Annotated in this window: 12 protein-coding genes; 3 read left to right on the forward strand and 9 right to left on the reverse strand. The window is 69.1% G+C overall.

What is annotated here, in order from left to right:
• The 3 genes from C9E82_RS03755 to C9E82_RS03765 all read right to left on the reverse strand — a co-directional run bounded on the left by C9E82_RS03755 (position 1) and on the right by C9E82_RS03765 (position 4,344).
• On the reverse strand, positions 1 to 1,068 hold the full coding sequence (locus C9E82_RS03755; protein ID WP_119899872.1) for an ABC transporter ATP-binding protein: 1,068 nt from the start codon (positions 1,066 to 1,068) through the stop codon (positions 1 to 3).
• A complete protein-coding gene (locus C9E82_RS03760; protein WP_170162137.1) occupies positions 1,065 to 3,251 on the reverse strand; it encodes an ABC transporter permease in 2,187 nt (728 codons plus the stop codon). The genes C9E82_RS03755 and C9E82_RS03760 overlap by 4 nt, the downstream gene beginning before the upstream one ends.
• Before the next feature lie 67 nt (positions 3,252 to 3,318).
• Entirely contained in the window at positions 3,319 to 4,344 is a 1,026-nt protein-coding gene (locus C9E82_RS03765; protein ID WP_119899874.1) for an ABC transporter substrate-binding protein, read from the reverse strand.
• Between the two features lie 175 nt (positions 4,345 to 4,519).
• Between C9E82_RS03765 and C9E82_RS03770 the strand changes: the two genes are divergently transcribed.
• From C9E82_RS03770 to C9E82_RS03780, 3 genes are all read left to right on the forward strand, one after another.
• Complete coding sequence (locus tag C9E82_RS03770) at positions 4,520 to 5,569, forward strand: LacI family DNA-binding transcriptional regulator (RefSeq protein WP_221035967.1); 1,050 nt, start codon at positions 4,520 to 4,522, stop codon at positions 5,567 to 5,569.
• Positions 5,570 to 5,692: 123 nt separating this feature from the next.
• Positions 5,693 to 7,081 (forward strand): L-cystine transporter, encoded by a 1,389-nt coding sequence (locus tag C9E82_RS03775; RefSeq protein ID WP_119899879.1) that lies wholly within the window; start codon positions 5,693 to 5,695, stop codon positions 7,079 to 7,081.
• Between the two features lie 31 nt (positions 7,082 to 7,112).
• On the forward strand, positions 7,113 to 8,249 hold the full coding sequence (locus tag C9E82_RS03780) for an alcohol dehydrogenase family protein (protein WP_119899881.1): 1,137 nt from the start codon (positions 7,113 to 7,115) through the stop codon (positions 8,247 to 8,249).
• Here the strand turns inward: C9E82_RS03780 and C9E82_RS03785 are convergent.
• The 6 genes from C9E82_RS03785 to C9E82_RS03810 form a co-directional block, all read right to left on the reverse strand.
• Complete coding sequence (locus C9E82_RS03785; protein ID WP_205962207.1) at positions 8,216 to 8,995, reverse strand: YggS family pyridoxal phosphate-dependent enzyme; 780 nt, start codon at positions 8,993 to 8,995, stop codon at positions 8,216 to 8,218. The two genes, C9E82_RS03780 and C9E82_RS03785, sit on opposite strands and share 34 nt — an antisense overlap.
• A 76-nt stretch (positions 8,996 to 9,071) precedes the next feature.
• Complete coding sequence (locus C9E82_RS03790; protein WP_119899885.1) at positions 9,072 to 10,499, reverse strand: M20 family metallopeptidase; 1,428 nt, start codon at positions 10,497 to 10,499, stop codon at positions 9,072 to 9,074.
• 58 nt (positions 10,500 to 10,557) lie between these two features.
• A complete protein-coding gene (locus C9E82_RS03795; RefSeq protein WP_240643626.1) occupies positions 10,558 to 11,553 on the reverse strand; it encodes an ABC transporter ATP-binding protein in 996 nt (331 codons plus the stop codon).
• The gene (locus C9E82_RS03800) at positions 11,550 to 12,548 is read right to left on the reverse strand and encodes an ABC transporter ATP-binding protein (protein WP_119899889.1); all 999 of its coding nucleotides are present in this window, start codon (positions 12,546 to 12,548) and stop codon (positions 11,550 to 11,552) included. Before C9E82_RS03800 ends, C9E82_RS03795 begins: the two co-directional genes overlap by 4 nt.
• Complete coding sequence (locus tag C9E82_RS03805; RefSeq protein ID WP_122449199.1) at positions 12,545 to 13,471, reverse strand: ABC transporter permease; 927 nt, start codon at positions 13,469 to 13,471, stop codon at positions 12,545 to 12,547. The genes C9E82_RS03800 and C9E82_RS03805 overlap by 4 nt, the downstream gene beginning before the upstream one ends.
• Positions 13,468 to 14,445 carry an ABC transporter permease gene (locus tag C9E82_RS03810; RefSeq protein WP_119899104.1) on the reverse strand — a complete coding sequence of 326 codons (978 nt, stop codon included), beginning with the start codon at positions 14,443 to 14,445 and terminating at the stop codon, positions 13,468 to 13,470. Before C9E82_RS03810 ends, C9E82_RS03805 begins: the two co-directional genes overlap by 4 nt.
• Positions 14,446 to 14,514 lie beyond the last annotated feature (69 nt).

Genomic DNA, 14,514 nt, shown 5'->3' on the forward strand with positions numbered 1-14,514 from the left:
TCATGCGATCAGCGCCACGCCGCCGCCACGGAACTGCAGGCGCACCGGCGACCCCACCCCAAGCGGGACCGAGCTGCGGCCGTCGATCACGAACAGCCGGCCCGCGGGTCCGTCGATCTCGTATTCGATGCGGTCGCCCTGATAGGCGGCGCTGGCCACGCGGCCCTCAAGCCCGCCATCGCCCTCCTCGCCGTTGCCGGGCTCGACGCGGAAGGCATTGGGGCGCACCGCCAGCCGGGCGGGACCGGGGCGGATCCCGCGCGAGGGCAGGGTCAGCCGCGCCCCGCCCACCACGACCAGCGCCTGGTCCTCGGCCAGGCCAAGCACCTCGCAATCCACGACATTCGCCTCGCCGATGAAATCCGCGATGAATTCCGAGGCCGGCGCCTCGTAAAGCTCTCGGGGGGTGCCGTCCTGGGCGATCCGGCCGTCCTTCATCACCACGATCCGGTCCGAGACGGCCAGCGCCTCGTCCTGGTCATGGGTGACATAGACCGCCGTGAAGCCCAGCCGCTGCTGCAATTCGCGGATCTCGGTCCGCACCCGCCGCCGCAGCCGGGCGTCCAGATTGGACAGCGGTTCGTCCAGCAGCAGCACCTGCGGCTCCAGCACCAGCGCGCGGGCCACCGCGACGCGCTGCTGCTGGCCGCCCGACAGCTCGGACGGCAGCCGGTCGCCCAGCCCCGACAGGCCCACAAGCTCCAACCCCTGCCCGGCCGCCAGGCGCGATGCCGCGGGCTTCATGCCGCCCGATTCAAGCCCATAGGCGATATTGTCGATGACGCTCATATGCGGAAACAGCGCATAGCTCTGGAAGACCATGGTCACGTCGCGGCGGTTCGCGGGCAGGCGCGTCACGTCCTGCCCGCCGATCAGGATCGCGCCCGCGCTGGGGGTTTCCAGCCCCGCCAGCATCCGCAGCGTCGTGGTCTTGCCGCAGCCCGACGGCCCCAGCAGCGTCACCAGCTGGCCCGGCGCGATCTTCAGGTCCAGATGCGGGACGGCGGTAAAGCCCCCGTAATTCTTGCGCACCGCGCGGAACTCGACCGCGCCCCGTTCCGATGTCATGCTGCTGCCTCCGATGCGGCGGGCCGGCGCAGCCTGCGTTCGCCGACCAGAAGCTGGAAGATGCCGATCACGGCGACCATCACCACGATCAGCACCGAGGAATAGGCGATGGCCACGCCGTATTGGCCGTTCTCGACCAGCCCGACGATATAGGCGGTCGCCATGTTGTACTTGGCCGAGACCAGGAAGATCACCGCCGAGATCGAGGTGATCGCCCGCACGAAGCTGTAGACCAGCGCCGCCAGGATCGCCGGGCGCAGCAAGGGCAGGATCACGCGGCGCAGCGTGCGGCCGGAATTCGCGCCCAGGGTCAGCGAGGCCTCGTCCAGGCTGGTGTCGAGCTGCGCCATGGCCGCCACGCCGCCGCGCACGCCCACCGGCATGTTGCGGAAGACGAAGCAGGCGACCAGGATCAGCGCGGTGCCGGTCATCTGGATCGGCGGCAGGTTGAAGGCCATGATATAGCTGATGCCGATCACCGTGCCGGGGATGGCGAAGCTCATCATCAGGGCGAATTCGAAGGCGGCCTTGCCGGGGAAGCGCTGCCGGGCGATCAGCCAGCCGGTCAGCAACCCCACCCCGGCGGTCAGCGGCGCGGCGATCAGCGCGATCGTCATCGTCGTCCAGAAGCTGTTCCAGGCCACGCCGGTCCAGCGCAAGCCGCCGTCCAGGCTGATGCCGAAGGCGCGGATGTAATGGTCCAGCGTCAGCGTGTGATCCAGCCCCCACAGCTTCACGAAGCCGCCGAACAGGATCATCGCATAGACGATCACCGTGAACAGGCTCCACAGCGCCACCAGGCCGATGACCGGGGCGGCGACGCGGGCGGGCAGCAGCGCATGGCGGCCGCCGTCGCCCTTGCCGCCGACGGTCGCGAAACTGCGCCCCGACAGCCACAGCCGCTGCGCCAGGAAGGCCGAGAGCGTGAAGAACAGCAAGACCGCCGCCAGCACCGCCGCGCGCGAGGGATCGTTCTGCGCGCCGACCACGGAAAAGAAGATCTCGGTCGACAGCACCCCGCCCGAGCCGCCCAGCACCAGCGGATTGCCGAAATCGGCCATGCTCTCGATGAAGCCGATCAGGAAGGCATTGGCCAGCCCCGGCGCCATCAGCGGCAGCGACACCTTGCGGAAGGTCCGCCAGCGCCCGGCGCGCAGCGTCTGGCTGGCCTCCTCCATCGCCGGGCTGACGCCCTCGACCACGCCGATCAGCACCAGGAAGGCGATCGGCGTGAAGCTGAGCACCTGCGCCAGCCAGATGCCGGTCAGACCATAGAGCCAGCGGCCAAGCTCCAGCCCCGTCGCGGCCTCGATCAGCTGGGTCAGCGTGCCGGACCGGCCCAGCAGCATGGTCAGCGCAAGGCCGACCACGAAGGGCGGGGTGATGATCGGCAGGACGGTCAGCAGCCGCAGCCCCCGCTTGAAGGGAAAGCGGGTGCGCGTCGCCACCAGCGCGAAGGCCAGCCCCAGCACCGTCGTCGCGCTGGCGGTGCACAGCGCCAGGAACAGCGTCCGCCAGGCCACACCGCATGGCCCGCCGCCGGTCAGGCAGGACAGGCTCCAGATCTTCGGGTCGCCGATGTTGCGGCGCACGCCCTGGGCGGTGAACGAGCCGTCGAAATCCTGGAAGGCGCCGGTGAAGATCGACAGGATCGGATAGAAGACGAAGACCGCGACCAGCAGGATCAGCAGCACGATGGCGGTCAGCACGAAGGCGTCGCCCTTCAGCGCCCCCCGCTCGGCCGCGCCGAAAGAGATCAGGCAGGCGAAGAACAGCCCCAGCATGACCGCGCCGGCGCCGAAGGCGGGCTGGCCCGCGACCTCGCCCAGCAGGCGCTCCAGAAGGCCCCAGTTCCAGCCGCGCGTGCCGACCGACAGCCCCTCGACCACCAGCCAGGCCAGGCCCAGCACGCCCAGCCGCACCAGCCAGCGGCCGCGCGCCGCCCCCGAGGGCGCGGTCAGCCGCAACCCCGCCACCGCCGCGACAAGCAGCAGCACCGGCCACAATTGCCAGCGGCCCGCCGCCGCCTGGAACGCCCCCGGCCACAGGTCCGGCCGAGCCAGCATGTCGCCGATCCAGCCGAAGCCGAAGAAACCGCTGCGTATCTTGTACCAGGGCAGGACCAGCAGGCACAGGACCGCGCCCGCCAGAATCAGGTCCAGCCGCCTGTTGTCAGCATTCATGCGGGCCAATCCGTCGCGTCATCCGAAACGCACCGGGGCGGCATCGGGGCCGTCCCGGCGCCGCCGCCTAGTCGGTGGCCCGCCCGCCGATCTCGCTGTCCCAGCGCGCCAGCAGCGCCCTGCGGCGGTCGGAAGAGCCATATTCGGCAAAGTCGTAGTCGATCAGCTTCACCTGGCCCAGATCCGGCGCATGTTCCGAGGCGACCGCCGCCTTGTTCGAGGGCAGCTGATAGGATCCCGCCTCGGGCATCAGGTCCTGCACCTCGGCGCCCAGCACCCAGTCGTAGAAGACCACCGCCTCGTCGGGATTCGGCCCGCCCTCGACCAGCGACATCGAGCCGACCTCGTAGCCGGTGCCCTCGCAGGGGGCGATGGTCCTGATCGGGAAGCCCTCGACCGTCTGGGCGACCGCGTCATGCATGAAGACGATGCCCAGCCCCGCCTCGCCCCGCCCGGCGGCCCGAACCGGGGCTGAGCCGGACTTGGTATATTGCGCGACATTGGCGTTCAGCTGCTTGAGATAGTCGAAGGCCTCGTCCTCGCCCATCAGCTGCACCAGCGTGGCCAGCGCGGTATAGGCGGTGCCCGAGGAATTCGGGTCGGCCATCTGGATCTCGCCCTGCAAATCCGGGTTCAGCAGGTCGGCCCAGCAGGCGGGTTCCTCCAGCCCCTTGGCCTCGAAGATCCGGGTGTTGTAGCCCCAGCCGAGCGCGCCGCTATAGACGCCGACGGTGCGATGGCCCGATGTCTCGGCCTGGGCGACCGCCCAGTCATGCAGTTCCGACAGGCGCGGCGACTGGTATTCCACCGTCAGCCCGTCGGCGGCGGCCTGCAAATGCGGATCGCCGGTACCGCCCCACCACAGGTCGGTCTGCGGGTTGCGCGCCTCGGCCCGGATCTTGGCATAGGCCTCGCCCGAGGACAGGCGCACCATGTTCACCCCGATATCGGAATGCGCCCGCTCGAATTCCGTGACCAGCTTTTCGCAGATGACGACATCGGCGGAACAGATCAGGTTCAGCTCGGCGGCGCCGGCCGCGAAGGCGGGCAGCAGCGCCGTGCCCGCCACGGCGGCGGTCGTTGTGATCTTCATCGTTTCCCTCCCCTCGCCCCCTGCGGGGCGGCTTCTTGCAAAGCTGTTCACAAGGCTGGGTCACGAATCGGCACCCTGTCAACAGAATTTCTGAATTTAGAGGCTTTCAATGGATGAAATCGCCGCTATACATTCTGCAAACCTGTGCAACGAAATCCGAACGCGAGGATCCGGTTTGGCCAAGAACGCCGTCAGCGCCAGGGATGTGGCCGCGCTTGCCGGGGTGTCGCGGGCGGCGGTGTCGCGCTGCTTCACGCCCGGCGCCAGCATCTCGGCCGAGACGCGGGCGAAGATCCTGAAGGCGGCCGACCAGCTTGGCTATCAGGTCAACCGGCTGGCCAGCGGGCTGATCCGCAACGAGACCGGCCTTGTCGCGCTGATCGCCTCGGACATCGCGACCCCCTATCGCTCGGAGCTGCTGGCGGCGCTGACCGAGGCATTGCAGCAGGCGGGCAAGGTGGCGCTGGTCATCAATACCGACCGCTCGGACGACAGCGTCGAACATGCGCTGCGCCAGGCGATCAGCTATCGCACCGACGCGGCGGTCTTCCTGTCGGGGATGCCCGCGCGCTCGCTGGCCGAGACCTGCCTGAAGAACGGGATGCGCCTGGTGCTGATCAACCGCGACGAGGAACGCCCCGGTTCGTTGCGGCTGCGCCTGCAGGATGCCGAGGCCGGGCGGCGCGCGGTGGCGATCCTGATCGCGGCGGGCTGCCGGCGGCTGGCGCTGGCCAGTTCGGCGGCGGACACGCCCAGCCTGACCGAACGCGCGAGCGGCTTCCGCGAGGCCGCCCGCGCCGCCGGGATCGACTGGATCGAGGAACGGCGCGGGGCGACCTGCTACGAGACCGGGCAAGAGCTGGGCCTGTCGCTGCTGGCCCGGCCCGACCGGCCCGACGGGATCTTCTGCACCACCGACCTGATGGCCTGCGGCGTCATGGACGCCGCGCGCTGGCGGCTGGGCCTCCGCATCCCGCAGGATGTGTCGCTGATCGGCTTCGACGACATCGCCCAGGCCCATTGGGACAGCTATGCGCTGACCACCTTCCGCCAGCCCATCGACCGGATCGCCGCCCGCGCCGTCGCCTGGCTGTCCGCGACCGCCGCGCCCGAAGACCCGGCCGAGACCCTGTTCGAGCCCGCCCTGGTGATGCGCGGCTCGGTCGCCCGGATCGCGCCGCCCGATCCCGGCGGAATCCGGCCTTCGGATGACGGCCGGCGGTAGAACGGCGGGAAAAGCTTTCCACCTGGCCGTGACATTCGGCGCGGAAAGGATCAGTCTGGCCGCGCAACATGCCGGATTCCGGCCCAAACCAACCCCAGTGCCCCCTGACAAAGGAGAAGCGCAATGATGCTCGTCATCGTCAACCTTGCCATATTCGCCGTGCTTCTGTTCGGGCTGTTCCGGCTTCAGAACGGCTCTCTTTCCCTTTCCCTGCGGGTCTTTGTCGGCCTGGTCCTGGGCACGCTGTTCGGCATCGCCCTGCAGCTGGTCTACGGCCCCGAATCCCAGGCCGTGCAGGTCGCGGTCAACTGGATCGACATCGTCGGCAGCGGCTATGTCCGGCTGCTGCAGATGATCGTCATGCCGCTGGTCTTCGTGGCGATCCTGGGCGCGGTCTCGAAGCTGCACGACGCCTCGGCGCTTGGCAGCATCTCGGTGCTGACGCTGGGGACGCTGCTTCTGCTGACCGCGATCGCAGGGCTTGTCGGCGTCGTGATGGCGCTGGCCTTCGGGCTGACGGCCGAGGGGCTGGTGCAGGGCGCGGCGGAAGCGGCAAGGATGACCGCCATCGAGACCACCTATGCGCCGCGCGTGGCCGACCTGTCGGTGCCGCAGCTGATCCTGTCCTTCATCCCGCGCAATCCCTTCGCCGACCTGACCGGGGCCAATCCGACCTCGATCATCTCGGTGGTGATCTTCGCGGCCTTCCTGGGCGTCGCGGCGATCCGCATGGTCCGCCGCAAGCCCGAGAAGGGCGAGAACCTGCTGTCGCTGATCGACCTGCTGCAGGGCTGGATCATGCAGCTGGTGCGGCTGATCATCGGGCTGACCCCTTATGGCGTCATGGCGCTGATGACCAGGATGGCGGCGACCTCGAACGCGGCGGACATCCTGAACCTGGGGAAATTCGTCATCGCCTCCTATATCGGGCTGGCGATCATGTTCGGCGTCCATGCGGGTTTCCTGACCCTGACCGGGGTGAACCCGCTGACCTTCTTCCGCAAGGCGCTTCCGGCGCTGAGCTTCGCCTTCTCCAGCCGCTCCAGCGCCGCGACGATCCCGCTGAACGTCGAGACCCAGACCCGGCGGCTGGGCGTCCCGGCGACCATCGCCTCGTTCTCGGCATCCTTCGGGGCGACCATCGGCCAGAACGGCTGCGCCGGGCTCTATCCGGCGATGCTGGCGGTGATGGTGGCGCCGACGGTGGGGATCAACCCGCTGGATCCGGGCTGGATCGTCACGCTGATCGCGATCATCACCATCAGTTCGGCGGGCGTGGCCGGGGTCGGCGGCGGCGCCACGCTGGCGGCGCTGATCGTGCTGCCCGCCATGGGCCTGCCGATCGAGCTGGTCGCGCTCTTGATCTCGGTCGAGCCGCTGATCGACATGGGCCGCACCGCGCTGAATGTCAGCGGCTCGATGACGGCGGGGACGGTGACGTCGCAATTGCTGGGCCAGACCGACCGCGAGGTGCTGAACAGCCCCGAGGACGCCGATCTGCAGGGCGCCTAGGCGGCCCGGATCACCGGACGAAAGGAACGCGATGACCGATATTCCCGAAACGATGTGCGCCATGGTCCTGACCGGCCATGGCGGAATCGAGTGCCTGGAATGGCGCAGGGACTGGCCGGTGCCCCGCCCCGGTCCGGGCGAGGTGCTGGTCCGCATCACCGCCTGCGCCAAGAACAATACCGACCGCAAGGTGCGCGAGGGGCTGTATTCGACCGCCGATGACGGGCGGGTGGCCAGTTTCGCGATGGCCGGGCCGACGCTGCGCTTCCCGCGCATCCAGGGGGCGGACGTGGTGGGCCATGTGGTCGCGGTGGGCGAGGGCGTGTCGCCCAAACGGATCGGCGAGCGGGGCCTGCTGGATTTCAACATCTATCCCGACGCCCGCCGCGACCTGAACCTCGCCCCGGACTATTACGGCCACGGCGCGGATGGCGGCTTCGCCGAATACGGCGCCTTTCCCTCGGACCAGTTCCACGCCATCCCCGACCCCCGCCTGTCCGATGCCGAGCTGGCGACGCTTGGCATGTGTTCCTGGCAGACGGGCTATCACATGCTGACCTCGGCCGGGGTCGCGGCGGGCGAGCATGTCCTTGTCACCGGCGCCTCGGGCGGGGTCGGCACGGCGCTGATCCAGCTTTGCCGGGTGATCGGCGCGGTGCCCCACGCCATCGCCAGCAGCGGCAAGGCCGAGGCGCTGAAGGCGCTGGGGGCCGAGACGGTGATCGACCGCACGACCGTCACCGACTGGCCCGCCGCCATCGCGCAGGTGACCGGCGGCGTCACCATCGACGCGGTCATGGACCTGGTCGGCGGCGAGATGGTGCTGCCGCTGATCGAGGTCATGTGCCAGGACCTCAGGCGCCGGAACTCGCCCCCGCGCCTGTCGATCGCCGGGGCCAGCGGCGGCAATGTCACGGCGCTGCCCTGGACGCTGATCTACCTGAACCAGGTGCGGATCTTCGGCGTCTCGCACGGGACCCGCGCCGAGGCCGAGCAGCTGGTGGCCTGGATCCGCGAGGGCCGGCTGAAGCCGGTCCTGGCCGAAACCATGCCGCTGTCCAGGCTGCACGAGGCCGAACGGCGCTTCGCCGACCGGGGCCGCGACTTCATCGGCAAGCTGGTGATCTGCCCGGATCAGGGCGATTCGGGGATCAGTCCGGGCCAGTAATGCGCGTCGCTGCCCGGCCGGGCGCCGAACAGCGACTGGCCAACGCGGATGACGGTGGCGCCTTCCTCGATGGCCAGCTCGTAATCGCCCGACATGCCCATCGACAGCCCCGTCACCGCAGGATGGTCGGGCGCCACCTGGTCGCGCAGGCCGCGCAGCAGCCGGAAGCAGTCGCGCACACGGTCCGCATCGGCGCTGAAGACGGCCAGCGTCATCAGCCCCTGCGGGCGCAGGCGCGGATAGTCCGGCAGGGCATCCAGGAAGGCGGGCAGCGCATCGGGCGCAAGGCCGAACTTGGTATCCTCGCCCGAGGTGTTGACCTGCACGAAGACCGGCAGGTCGCGGCCCTCGGCCTCCATCCGGCGGTTCAGTTCGGCCGCCAGCTTCAGGCTGTCCAGGGCGTGGAACTCGGCGGCGAAGCGGGCCAGGTATTTCGCCTTGTTCGTCTGCAGATGGCCGATGATGCACCAGCGCGCGTCCAGGTCAGCCAGCGCGGCGTGCTTGTCGCGCGCCTCCTGCAGCTTGTTCTCGCCGAAATCGCGGATCCCGGCGGCATAAGCCAGCCGCAGCACATGGGCCGGCACGGTCTTGCTCACCGGCAGCAGCCGCACCGAGGCCCGATCCCGCCCGGCCCGCGCGCAGGCGGCGCAGATCCGCGCCTCGACATCGCGCAGGTTGGCGGCGAAGGCCGCCCGCGGGTCGGGGCCGAAACGGGCGATGTCCTCGGGCGTCAGGTCGGCAGCCATGCGCATGTTCCCCCGCAAGATCGCATCATGGCGCAGCAATAGGACGCCGCTGCCGGATGGGCAAGCGATCAGCCGCTTACAGATCGACCGGCCGGGGCTGGATCGGGGCGGCCACCTCGGCGGGGATCGGCGAGCGGTAGGGCGTCCGCCGGGTCCGGTCGCGAAGGTCGGCCTTGGCGCGCTCCAGCTTCGCGGGGTCGGTCAGCAAATCGACGCCGGTCCCGGCCATCACCTTCGCGGCATAGACCAGCCCCTTGTGCGCCGCGCCCGACTTGCCCTGCGCGGTGATCTGCCAGGAATGCCCCGGAGAGCCGATCGCATGGGTCGCCACCCGCGCCTGCACGGTCGGCACCACCCAGGACACGTCGCCCACGTCGGTCGAGCCGATCAGCGCCTCGCCCACCGCGTCCAGCGGCACCAGGAAATCGCAGAGCGGCGTGTCCGCGCGCAAGGGCGTCCCGGCGCGGCGATAGTCGCTCTCGATGGCCTCCTGCCCGACCGTGGCCTGGATCCGGCGCGCATAGTCGCGGTCGGCATCGTCGAACTGCACCGGGCCCAGGCGCTGCATGTTGGCGAACATGATCTCCTCCATCGGGGTATTGCCCAGGAGGTTCGAGACCGCCGAGAGGATCTTCACCGATACCTCGGTCTCGGTCATCATCGCCGCGCCCTGCGCGACCTTGACGACGCGCTCGTTCAGCGCCTTCATGCCGTGGATGTCGCGGGCCCGCACCGCATAGCGCACCGTGGCCCTGGCCTGCACCACGTTGGGCGCGATCCCGCCGCCGTCGATCATCGCGTAATGGATGCGCGATCCGTCGGGCACATGTTCGCGCATGTAGTTCACGCCGACATTCATCAGCTCGACCGCGTCCAGCGCCGAGCGGCCCAGATGCGGCGCCGCGGCCGCATGCGAGGCCCGGCCGCTGAAGGTGAAGTCGATGCGGGTATTGGCCAGGCTCAGCGCATCGTCGACCCGCGTGATCGAGGCCGGATGCCAGGTGATCGCGGCATCGACATCGCCAAACAGCCCGTCGCGCACCATGAAGGCCTTGGCCGCGCCGCCCTCCTCGGCCGGGCAGCCGTAATAGCGCACCGTGCCGGGCTGGCCGGTTTCCTCAAGCCAGGTCTTCATCGCGACCGCGGCCAGCAGTGCGGCCGAGCCCAGCATGTTGTGCCCGCAGCCATGGCCGAAGCCGTTGCCCGGCAGCGGCTTGTGACGGTCGGCCCCGGCCTCTTGCGACAGGCCGGGCAGCGCGTCGTATTCGCCCAGAAAGGCGATCACCGGACCGCCCTGCCCCGCCTCGCCGATCACCGCGGTGGGGATGCCCGCCGGATCGTCGGTGATGCGAAAACCCTCGCGCTCCAGCATGGCGCGATGTTCGGCGGCCGAGCGGAACTCGGTATAGGCCAGCTCGGGCATCTCCCAGATCCGGTCGCTCAGCGCGGTATAGTCCGGGCCGCGTTCGTCGATGATGTTCCAGATGCGATCGGTATTCTGCATGTTGCCTCCGTCAGTGGTCTTTGCGAGGCGCGCGCGCGGGCGGCCCCGGTCTTGGGTGTCAGCCCTGGTCGTTCAGATGGCAGGCCGAATGGCGGCCCGGCGCGATCTCCTTCAGCAGCGGCCGTTCGGCGCGGCAGCGATCCATCGCCATGGGGCAGCGCGGGTGGAAATGGCAGCCCGGCGGCGGCGCCAGCGGCGAGGGGATCTCTCCCTTGATGGTGGAATAGGTGCGCCGCTTCGGCTCGAAGGTCGGGATCTCGGCGATCAGCGCCTGGGTATAGGGGTGGTTCGGGCGCCGAAACAGGTCCTGCGCCTCGCCCAGCTCGATCAGCCGGCCCAGATACATCACCGCGATCCGGTCCGAGATATGCTCGACCACGCCCAGGTCGTGGCTGATGAACAGGTAGGTCAGGTCCAGCTCCTCGCGCAGGCGCATGAACAGGTTCAGGATCTGCGCCTGGATCGACACGTCCAGCGCCGCCACGGATTCGTCGCAGACGATGAAATCGGGCCGGACCGCCAGCGCCCGCGCGATGCCGATCCGCGCCCGCTGCCCGCCCGAGAACTGATGCGGAAAGCGCCGCCGCGTGGTCGGGTCCAGCCCCACGCGCTGCAGCATCTCGTCGACATAGGCGCTGGTCTCGCGGCGGCTGACCAGGCCGTGGACGCGCGGCGCCTCGCCCACCAGTTCCTCGACCCGCAGCCGGGGGTTCAATGAGGACATCGGGTCCTGGAACACCAGCTGGACCTTCAGCGCCGCCTCGCGGGCATCCGCGCCGCGCAGGCTTGCCAGGTCGCGGCCCCGGAAGCGGATCGCACCCTCCGAGGGCTTCATCAGCCCCGCCACCATCCGGCCAAGCGTGGACTTGCCGCAGCCGGATTCGCCGACCAGCCCCAGGACCTCGCCGCGCCGGATCGACAGGTCGACGCCATCGACGGCATGGACGGTCGCCGGCTCGATCTTCGCGCCCAGCATCCGGGCGGTCTTTTCGGCGATGTCCAGGTCCCGCGTGAAGCGCTTGGAAACGCCGTCGATTTCAAGAACGGTGGTCACGAAACCCGCTCCTTCGCGTCGTCGAGATGGGGGTCGAGATGGGGGTGGACGCAGCGCGCGAAGCGGCCGGGCAGCCATTCGCGCAGCGCCGGCTCGGCCAGGCATTCATCGTCGCCGCGCGGGCAGCGCGGCCGGAACATGCATCCTTTGGGCAGGTTCAGAAGCGAGGGCGTCATGCCCCCGATCTGCTGCAGCATCGACCGATGCGGCTTGCCATGCGGGACCGAACCGATCAGCCCGCGCGTATAGGGATGGACCGGGGCGGTGATGACGGCCGAGGTCTCGCCCGTCTCGACGACCCGGCCGGCATACATCACCGCCAGCTTGTCGGCCAGGCCCGAGACCACCGCAAGATCATGGGTGATCCAGATCAGCGCCGTCCCCGTCTCGCGGCACAGCTTCTGGATCTCGGCCAGGATCTGCGCCTGGATGGTCACGTCCAGCGCCGTGGTCGGCTCGTCCGCGATGATCAGGTCGGGCTTGTGCAGAAGCGCGATCGCGATCGCCACGCGCTGCCGCATCCCGCCGGAAAACTGGTGCGGATAGCTGGCAAGCCGTTCGTCGGGGGCGGAAATCCCGACCTGCACCAGCGCCGCGCGGGCACGGGCCAGCGCCTCGGCGCGGGAAACGCGGTCATGGGCCAGCACGGTTTCCACCATCTGGGTGTCGATGCGCAGGACCGGATTCAGCGTCATCATCGGGTCCTGGAAGATCATCGCGATCCGCTTGCCGCGCAGCTTGCGCAGCCGCGCCTCGTCCGCGCCGGCCAGGTCGGTGCCGTCGAACAGGATCCGCCCGCCCACGACCCGGCCCGGCGGATCGACCAGGCCCAGCAGCGAAAAGCCGGTGACGGTCTTGCCGGAACCGGATTCGCCGACCAGGCCCAGCACCTCGCCCCGGTTCAGGGTGAAGCTGACGCCATCCACCGCGCGGGCCACGCCGTCGCGGGTGAAGAAATGGGTGCGCAGATCCTCGACCTGAAGAAGCGGGGTCATTTCTGCAGCCTCGGATTGAAGATGTCGCGCAACCTGTCGCCGACAAGGTTGATCGCGACGATGGTGATCAGCAGCGCGATGCCCGGAAACACGCTGACCCAGTAGCGGCCCGACAGCAGGTAGTCGTAGCCGTTCGCGATCAGCAGCCCCAGCGAAGGCTCGGTGATCGGCACGCCGACGCCCAGGAAGGACAACGTCGCCTCCAGCGCGATGGCCTGCGCGATCTGCACGGTGGCGACCACGATCAGCGGCGGGACGCAGTTCGGCAGCAGGTGGCGGAACATGATCCGCCGGTGCGACAGCGCCAGGCAGCGGGCGGCCTCGATATAGTCCTTGCGCCGCTCGACGATGGCCGAGGAGCGCACGGTGCGCGCGTAATAGGCCCATTGCACGATCACCAGCGCGATGATGACCTTGTCCACGCCGCGCCCGAACAGCGCCAGCAGGATCAGCGCCACCAGGATCGAGGGGAAGGACAGCTGCAGGTCCACGACGCGCATGATCAGGCTGTCCACGCGGCCGCCGAACCACGCCGCCGCCATGCCCGCCACGACGCCGATGGTGATCGCGCAGGCCAGCGACACCAGCGCCACGACCAGCGAGATCCTGAGCCCGTAGAGGATCGCCGACAGCATGTCGCGCCCCTGCTGGTCGGTGCCCAGCCAGTAGGTCATGCCGGAGAAACTGGCCTCGCCCGGCGGCAGGCCGCCATCCATGATGTCCAGCTGCGCCAGGTCATAGGGGTTCTGCGGCGCGATCCAGGGCGCCGCGAAGGCCAGCACCACCACCGCCAGGAACAGCAGCAGCCCCAGGACGGCCAGCCGGTCCTCGGCGAAGTTCCGGGCGATGCGCAGCAGCGGCGATTGCGCGCGGGCCGGGGCCGGGGCTGGAAGGGGGGCCGGGGTCGGGGTCGTGTCGGTCATCCCTTGACCTCCGACAGCCGGACGCGGGGATCCAGGATCGAATAGAGGATGTCGACCGCCAGGTTGATCGTCACGATGATGACCACGGTCAGCATCAGGTAGGCGACGATCACCGGCCGGTCCAGCAGGTTGATCGAATCGATCAGCAGCTTGCCCATGCCGGGCCAGGCGAAGACGGTTTCGGTCACGATGGCGAAGGCGATCATCGAGCCAAGCTCCAGCCCCAGAACGGTGACGATGGGGATCATGATGTTCTTCATCACATGGACGAAGACAATGCGGCGCGGCGACAGGCCCTTGGCCCTGGCGAACTTGATGTAATCCTGCAGGCAGACCTCGCGCGTGTTGGCGCGGGCCAGGCGGATCACCAGCGCCATCTTGAACAGCGCGAGGTTCAGCGCCGGCAGCAGCAGATAGGCCCAGCCCTGCGGCGTCAGGAAGCTGACCGGGATGCCCAGCAGCTCGACCGTGGGGCCGCGCCCGCCCGCCGGAAGCCAGCCCAGCCAGACCGCGAAGATCAGGATCAGGATCATCCCCTGCCAGAAATTCGGCAGCGAGAAGCCCAGGATCGAGCCCGCCATGACCGACCGGCCGCCGAGGCTGTCGGGCTTCAGCCCGGCATAGACGCCAAGCGGGATGCCGATCAGCACCGAGATCAGCAGCGCCACGAAGGCCAGCTCGAAGGTCGCGGGCAGGCGTTGCAGGATGATCTCGACCGCCGGGCGGCCATAGACGAAGGAGGTGCCCAGATCGCCGCGCAGCGCATTGCCCGCGAAGGTCAGGAACTGTTCCCACAGCGGCTTGTCCAGGCCCAGCCGCTCGATGGTGGCGCGGATCTCGGCCTGGCTGGCCTCGGGGCTGACCAGGATGTCGACCGGGTTGCCGATGGCATAGACGCCGATGAAGACCAGCACCGCCATCGTGACGACGGCAAGGATGCTCTGGCCCACGCGGCGCAGAAGATAGACGATCATGGGGTTCTCTGACGGCTGGGGGAATGGTCCGGGCCGCGCGATGCCGCGGCCCGGAGCGTCAGGGACGGA

The organism is Paracoccus sigandri, from assembly GCF_003709565.1.
Lineage (GTDB): Bacteria > Pseudomonadota > Alphaproteobacteria > Rhodobacterales > Rhodobacteraceae > Paracoccus > Paracoccus siganidrum.

What these genes read in the sequence shown, in the direction of transcription:
- C9E82_RS03755 (WP_119899872.1), bottom strand. Translation starts at nt 1,068, where the DNA reads ATGACATCGGAACGGGGCGCGGTCGAGTTCCGCGCGGTGCGCAAGAAT.
- C9E82_RS03760 (WP_170162137.1), bottom strand. Translation starts at nt 3,251, where the DNA reads ATGAATGCTGACAACAGGCGGCTGGACCTGATTCTGGCGGGCGCGGTC.
- C9E82_RS03765 (WP_119899874.1), bottom strand. Translation starts at nt 4,344, where the DNA reads ATGAAGATCACAACGACCGCCGCCGTGGCGGGCACGGCGCTGCTGCCC.
- C9E82_RS03775 (WP_119899879.1), top strand. Translation starts at nt 5,693, where the DNA reads ATGATGCTCGTCATCGTCAACCTTGCCATATTCGCCGTGCTTCTGTTC.
- C9E82_RS03780 (WP_119899881.1), top strand. Translation starts at nt 7,113, where the DNA reads ATGACCGATATTCCCGAAACGATGTGCGCCATGGTCCTGACCGGCCAT.
- C9E82_RS03785 (WP_205962207.1), bottom strand. Translation starts at nt 8,995, where the DNA reads ATGGCTGCCGACCTGACGCCCGAGGACATCGCCCGTTTCGGCCCCGAC.
- C9E82_RS03790 (WP_119899885.1), bottom strand. Translation starts at nt 10,499, where the DNA reads ATGCAGAATACCGATCGCATCTGGAACATCATCGACGAACGCGGCCCG.
- C9E82_RS03800 (WP_119899889.1), bottom strand. Translation starts at nt 12,548, where the DNA reads ATGACCCCGCTTCTTCAGGTCGAGGATCTGCGCACCCATTTCTTCACC.
- C9E82_RS03805 (WP_122449199.1), bottom strand. Translation starts at nt 13,471, where the DNA reads ATGACCGACACGACCCCGACCCCGGCCCCCCTTCCAGCCCCGGCCCCG.
- C9E82_RS03810 (WP_119899104.1), bottom strand. Translation starts at nt 14,445, where the DNA reads ATGATCGTCTATCTTCTGCGCCGCGTGGGCCAGAGCATCCTTGCCGTC.